We start from the raw sequence: 5,527 nt of genomic DNA, 5'->3' as shown, positions 1-5,527 counted from the left end.
GCGCGCAAACGGCGTAGCACGTCAAGCCCAGACATCCTGGGCAAACCGATGTCAAGGATTACGAGATCGTAGGTCCCGGTTGTCAGGGCATTATCGGCATCAATGCCATTGGTGACCCAGTCGACTGCATACCCTGTTTGGCGCAACGATCTGTTCAATCCGTCGCCAATAATCCGATCGTCTTCCGCAATCAGAATCCGCATGCTCTCCTTTCAGTAAATACGGTGCGTAAGGATTTTGTAAGCCACTACTTATAGGATAACTACGCTGTTCTCCTTTATGGTCTTGGGAGTTTGGGTTTCGACCCGGACTCGGGGAGTGCCTGAAACTGCACCGGGCGCTCCCCGCCATTTTTCCTTCCGTATTCCCAAACGCCGTACGCTGCTACGCACCACTTGGCATCAGTTCGCCCGTGGTTATTCTCAGCAATGAAATCCTTGCCACATTGTGCCACTATTTGGCGGCACGATAGCTCTTGTAATATACCTTGCACAAAAGAAAACCCCCCGCATGGAGTACCGTGCGGGGGGTTCGGCTTGCCCACGAGTTCAGGCAAGCATGAGGCTGCTGGCCTTGATTACATGCCCATATCCATGCCGCCCATACCACCCATGCCACCCATACCACCGGGCATACCGCCACCCATGGCCGGCTTGTCTTCTGCAAGTTCTGCAACCATACAGTCGGTAGTCAGCATCAAGCCAGCGATCGAGGCAGCGTTTTGCAGTGCGGTACGGGTTACTTTGGTCGGATCCAGCACGCCCATTTCGACCATGTCGCCATACTCGCCAGTTGCCGCGTTGTAACCATAGTTGCCCTTGCCATTGACCACGGCATTGACCACGACCGATGGTTCTTCGCCAGCGTTGGCGACGATTTCGCGCAAAGGCTGCTCCATTGCTCGCAGGACGATCTTGATTCCGGCGTCCTGATCGTGGTTGTCGCCCTTCAGCGCAGCCAGTGCAAGACGGGCACGCAGCAGGGCAACGCCACCGCCTGCGACGATACCTTCTTCAACGGCAGCACGGGTCGCATGCAGCGCATCTTCCACGCGCGCCTTCTTCTCTTTCATTTCAACTTCGGTCGCTGCGCCCACCTTGATCAGTGCGACGCCACCTGCCAGTTTCGCCACACGCTCCTGCAGCTTCTCGCTGTCGTAGTCGCTGGTCGAGGTTTCGATCTGGGCGCGGATCTGCTTGACACGACCTTCGATCGACGCGGCATCGCCGGCGCCATCGATGAGGGTGGTATTTTCCTTGCCGATCTCGACACGCTTGGCCTGGCCGAGTTCAGCCAGTGTGGCCTTTTCAAGGGTCAGGCCGACTTCCTCGGCGATGACCTGACCGCCTGTGAGGATAGCGATATCTTCGAGCATGGCCTTGCGCCGGTCACCAAAGCCCGGGGCTTTGACGGCACATGTCTTCAGGATGCCGCGAATGTTGTTGACCACCAGGGTGGCCAGCGCTTCGCCTTCAACATCTTCGGCGACAATCAACAGCGGACGACCCGCCTTGGCAACTTGCTCAAGCACCGGCAGCAGATCACGGATGTTGGAGATCTTCTTGTCGAAAATCAGAATATACGGGTTGTCCAGAATGGCGTTCTGCTTATCCGGATTGCTGATGAAGTAAGGGCTGAGATAGCCGCGGTCAAACTGCATACCTTCGACGACGTCGAGTTCATTGTTCAGCGACTTGCCGTCTTCAACCGTAATAACGCCTTCCTTGCCGACCTTGTCCATTGCACGGGCGATGATATCGCCGATGTCCGCGTCGGCATTGGCAGAAATCGAACCGACCTGGGCGATTTCCTTGTTGGTCGAACACGGCTTGGAAAGCTTCTTCAACTCTTCAACAGTCGCGATAACGGCCTTGTCGATGCCGCGCTTGAGATCCATGGGGTTCATGCCGGCGGCGACGTACTTCATGCCTTCGCGGACGATCGACTGAGCCAGAACAGTGGCGGTGGTGGTGCCATCGCCGGCGATGTCGGAGGTCTTGGAAGCAACTTCCTTGACCATTTGGGCGCCCATGTTGGCGAACTTGTCCTTCAGTTCGATTTCCTTGGCGACAGATACACCGTCCTTGGTGACCGTCGGCGCACCGTAGGAACGCTCCAGAACAACATTGCGACCTTTAGGGCCAAGGGTGATTTTTACTGCATCGGCGAGAATGTTCACGCCTTCGACCATGCGGGCGCGTGCGGAATCGCCAAATTTAACGTCTTTTGCTGCCATTGAAATACTCCTAATAAATACAGTAGCGGGTGAATCCAGATCGTACTAGCTGGCGTTTTACGCTCAGGCTTCGACGACGCCCATGATGTCTTCTTCGCGCATAACCAGCAGCTCTTCGCCATCAATCTTGACGGTCTGGCCGGAATACTTGCCGAAGAGAACCCGGTCACCAACCTTGACGTCTGGAACCAGGCGCTGACCACTCTCGTCGCGCTTGCCCGGGCCAACCGACAAAATCTCCCCTTGATCCGGCTTTTCAGCGGCTGCATCGGGAATAACGATACCGGAAGCGGTTTTGCGCTCCTCTTCGAGACGTTTGACGATTACGCGATCATGCAACGGACGGATTTTCATGCAGTTTCTCCTAGGGGTTAAAACGAATAACGACTCATCGAGCACTATTTGCCCGGCCGGACGGGGTGCCCGCCGACAAAGATATTAGCACTCACATCCAACGAGTGCTAATAATAGGGGCGAGAAGTGAATATTTCAAGACGCAAGGATACAAGTCGGCAAAAAAACTATTGGCCGGATGCGCTGCTCGAACCCAAACCGGTTTCCGAGCGTACCTTTTGCGCCGGGTAGAGCGAACGCTCAAGCTGGGCCTGCTTGCTGTTGTCCATCTTCGAAACCAGATAGATAGTCAGAAAGGCAGCACTCATCGAGAACAAACCGGGAGAAGCGTACGGAAACCACGCGCTCCCTTCCGCGTTGTGCATAACCTCTTCCCACACCGAAGCCGAGGCGATGGTCAGACCTACCGAACTGATCAAACCGACAACCCCGCCGGCAACCGCACCCCTGGTCGTGCAATCTTTCCACAGTACGGACATGAAAAGCACCGGAAAGTTGGCCGAACAGGCAATGGCGAAGGCCAGCATCACCATGTAGGCAACGTTCTGTTTTTCGAAAGCGATACCCAGGCAAACCGCGACGATGCCAAGGCAGGCTGTGGTGATTTTGGAAACGCGCAACTCCTGTGCCGAATCCGCCTGCCCCTTCTTGAACACCGTGGCGTACAGGTCGTGCGACACGGCAGCGGCGCCGGACAGCGTCAGCCCGGACACCACGGCCAGGATCGTGGCAAAAGCCACGGCCGAAATAATGCCGAGAAAGACATTGCCACCCACCGCGTTGGACAGATGGATAGCGGCCATATTGCCACCGCCCTTGAGACCCTTGGCCAGTTCGCCATCGACAAAGTAGGCGGACGGATCCTGAGTGAGCAGGACGACGGCACCAAAACCGATGATGAAGGTCAGGATGTAGAAGTAACCGATCCAGGTCGTTGCCCAGCCTACTGACTTGCGCGCCTCCTTGGCGCTCGACACGGTAAAGAAACGCATCAGGATGTGCGGCAGACCCGCCGTGCCGAACATCAAGGTCACGCCGACCGAGATGGCCGAGATCGGATCCTTGATCAGCGCCCCTGGCGCCATGATGGCATCGTGTTCGCTGTGGATCTCGACGGCCTTGGCGAATAACAGCTCCGGGTTGAAGTGGAAATGCCAGAGCACGGCCAACGCCATGAAACTTGCACCGCAGAGTAGAAAAACAGACTTGACGATTTGTACCCAGGTCGTGGCCATCATGCCGCCGAACAACACGTAGCAGATCATCAGCGCTCCGACGATAATCACCGCGAAGTGGTATTCGAGGCCAAACAACACCTTGATCAACTGACCGGCACCGACCATCTGGGCGATCATGTAGAAGGCCACAACGGCCAGTGTGCCGCATGCCGCAAATACACGGATCGGGGTTTGCGCAAACCGGTAGGAAGCGACATCGGCAAAGGTAAACCTGCCGAGATTGCGCAAACGCTCTGCCATCAGGAAGGTGAGTACAGGCCAACCGACCAGCCAGCCGATAGAAAAGATCAGGCCGTCGAAACCATTGGCAAACACCAGACCGGAAATACCGAGAAAGGATGCGGCAGACATGTAGTCGCCAGAAATCGCCAGACCGTTCTGGAAACCGGTAACGCCGCCGCCGGCAGTGTAGAAGTCTGCTGCCGTCCGGGTTGTGTTTGCGGCCCATCGGGTAATGAACAGGGTAATCGTTACAAAACCGATGAACATCGAGATGGCGACCCAGTTGGTGGCCTGACGGGTTGTCTGTCCGAAATCGGCGTTGGCTGCGAAAACGAGACTTGCGGCCAGCATGCCGAGCAGAAAACATGTGCTGTCGCGCACCGGCTTGCGGTTCATTTCCGCTTCGCCTCCTTGATGATATCGGCGTTTAGCCGGTCAAACTCCGAATTGGCACGGCGCAGATAGATGTTGGTAAGAATGATTGTGATCACGATCACCCCGATGCCAAGCGGAATACCCAGCGAGGTCACCATATCGGGACCGAGCTTGGTGGCCAGCAATTCCTTGTCAAAGGCGATCAGAAGGATAAATCCGAAATAAACGAGCATGACTAGAGAAGTCATGAAGATGCTGTAGGAACTACGTGCACTTACCAGCTTCTGGTACTTGGGATTCGCCTCAACCCGTGCGACCAAATCGTCAACCAACTTTGACTCCTCAAGCAGTAGTTATTCGCGCAATTGCGACCCACTTCGAAACAGGCGACTGGACCACCCATTCAAGCTGCCATCAGCGCTCGTACACAAGACGACGGGCTCACGATCCCGACCCGGTGTTGCTCAACTGCGATCCGGCATAGATCGAGACCGGCGCTATCGATCTCGGTCACACCAGAAAGATCCATCTCGTCGACACCCATTTTGGTCAGGCTATGCATGAAATCGTTTCTCAGACCACCGTTCAACCCGCCGGCAATACGCATCACCTTGCGCCCCTGCAGATCATTTATACTCAGCACCGAGGCTTGACCGGTTGTCAGGGCAGTGTCAATCGCGTTCTGAATCAGCGCTTCGCTGATCGGACCGGCCTGAAAACGAACACCATACCGGTCACCGATCTTGCTTGCGACCACGGCAGTCATATCAATGAGCGGCGAATCGAAGATGACAAACTCGCAACCGAGTGCTTGACCCACTTTCAGCAAAAGCTCAGTACGCAACATCAACCCGCCGAGTGAAATATTTTCCAGTTCGCCAGTTCCGACGACTCCGTATTGCCCGATACGAACCTGTGGCAAGACGTTGAAACGAATTCGCTGATGTCTGCGTTGTTCTTTCATGACGCTCCTGACCCATTTTGCTAATTGTTTTTCCCGCACATCTTACATGCATCCCTCCACCATGACGCAACCAAGCCATTACTTTAAACGGCATTTCCCAACGTTCCTGCTGACAGTTGCTCTGCTTTTGCTGGCACA

At 55.5% G+C, this 5,527-nt stretch carries 6 protein-coding genes; all 6 read right to left on the bottom strand.

Annotation, left to right across the window (positions count from 1 at the left end; genetic code table 11):
- Positions 1-203: response regulator (locus PROAA_RS11105; protein ID WP_186411408.1), on the bottom strand; the 203-nt coding region annotated here is incomplete at its 3' end.
- A gap of 374 nt (positions 204-577) precedes the next feature.
- Positions 578-2,236: a chaperonin GroEL gene (groL, locus tag PROAA_RS11100; RefSeq protein WP_186411407.1), complete on the bottom strand. Its 1,659-nt coding sequence runs from the start codon at positions 2,234-2,236 to the stop codon at positions 578-580.
- Between the two features lie 63 nt (positions 2,237-2,299).
- Complete coding sequence (locus tag PROAA_RS11095; RefSeq protein ID WP_186411406.1) at positions 2,300-2,590, bottom strand: co-chaperone GroES; 291 nt, start codon at positions 2,588-2,590, stop codon at positions 2,300-2,302.
- Positions 2,591-2,757: 167 nt separating this feature from the next.
- Positions 2,758-4,446 carry a cation acetate symporter gene (locus PROAA_RS11090; RefSeq protein WP_186411405.1) on the bottom strand — a complete coding sequence of 563 codons (1,689 nt, stop codon included), beginning with the start codon at positions 4,444-4,446 and terminating at the stop codon, positions 2,758-2,760.
- Positions 4,443-4,757, bottom strand: coding sequence for a DUF485 domain-containing protein (locus tag PROAA_RS11085; RefSeq protein WP_186411404.1), 315 nt, complete (start codon positions 4,755-4,757; stop codon positions 4,443-4,445). The genes PROAA_RS11090 and PROAA_RS11085 overlap by 4 nt, the downstream gene beginning before the upstream one ends.
- A gap of 71 nt (positions 4,758-4,828) precedes the next feature.
- On the bottom strand, positions 4,829-5,389 hold the full coding sequence (locus PROAA_RS11080) for a PilZ domain-containing protein (RefSeq protein ID WP_186411403.1): 561 nt from the start codon (positions 5,387-5,389) through the stop codon (positions 4,829-4,831).
- Between the last annotated feature and the right edge of the window lie 138 nt (positions 5,390-5,527).

The sequence above is a fragment of the Candidatus Propionivibrio aalborgensis genome, from assembly GCF_900089945.1.
In the GTDB taxonomy this organism is placed as follows: Bacteria; Pseudomonadota; Gammaproteobacteria; order Burkholderiales; family Rhodocyclaceae; genus Propionivibrio; species Propionivibrio aalborgensis.
This window is presented reverse-complemented; position numbering and strand designations above follow the sequence as displayed.

What these genes read in the sequence shown, in the direction of transcription:
- PROAA_RS11095 (WP_186411406.1), bottom strand. Translation starts at nt 2,590, where the DNA reads ATGAAAATCCGTCCGTTGCATGATCGCGTAATCGTCAAACGTCTCGAA.
- PROAA_RS11080 (WP_186411403.1), bottom strand. Translation starts at nt 5,389, where the DNA reads ATGAAAGAACAACGCAGACATCAGCGAATTCGTTTCAACGTCTTGCCA.
- PROAA_RS11090 (WP_186411405.1), bottom strand. Translation starts at nt 4,446, where the DNA reads ATGAACCGCAAGCCGGTGCGCGACAGCACATGTTTTCTGCTCGGCATG.
- groL (WP_186411407.1), bottom strand. Translation starts at nt 2,236, where the DNA reads ATGGCAGCAAAAGACGTTAAATTTGGCGATTCCGCACGCGCCCGCATG.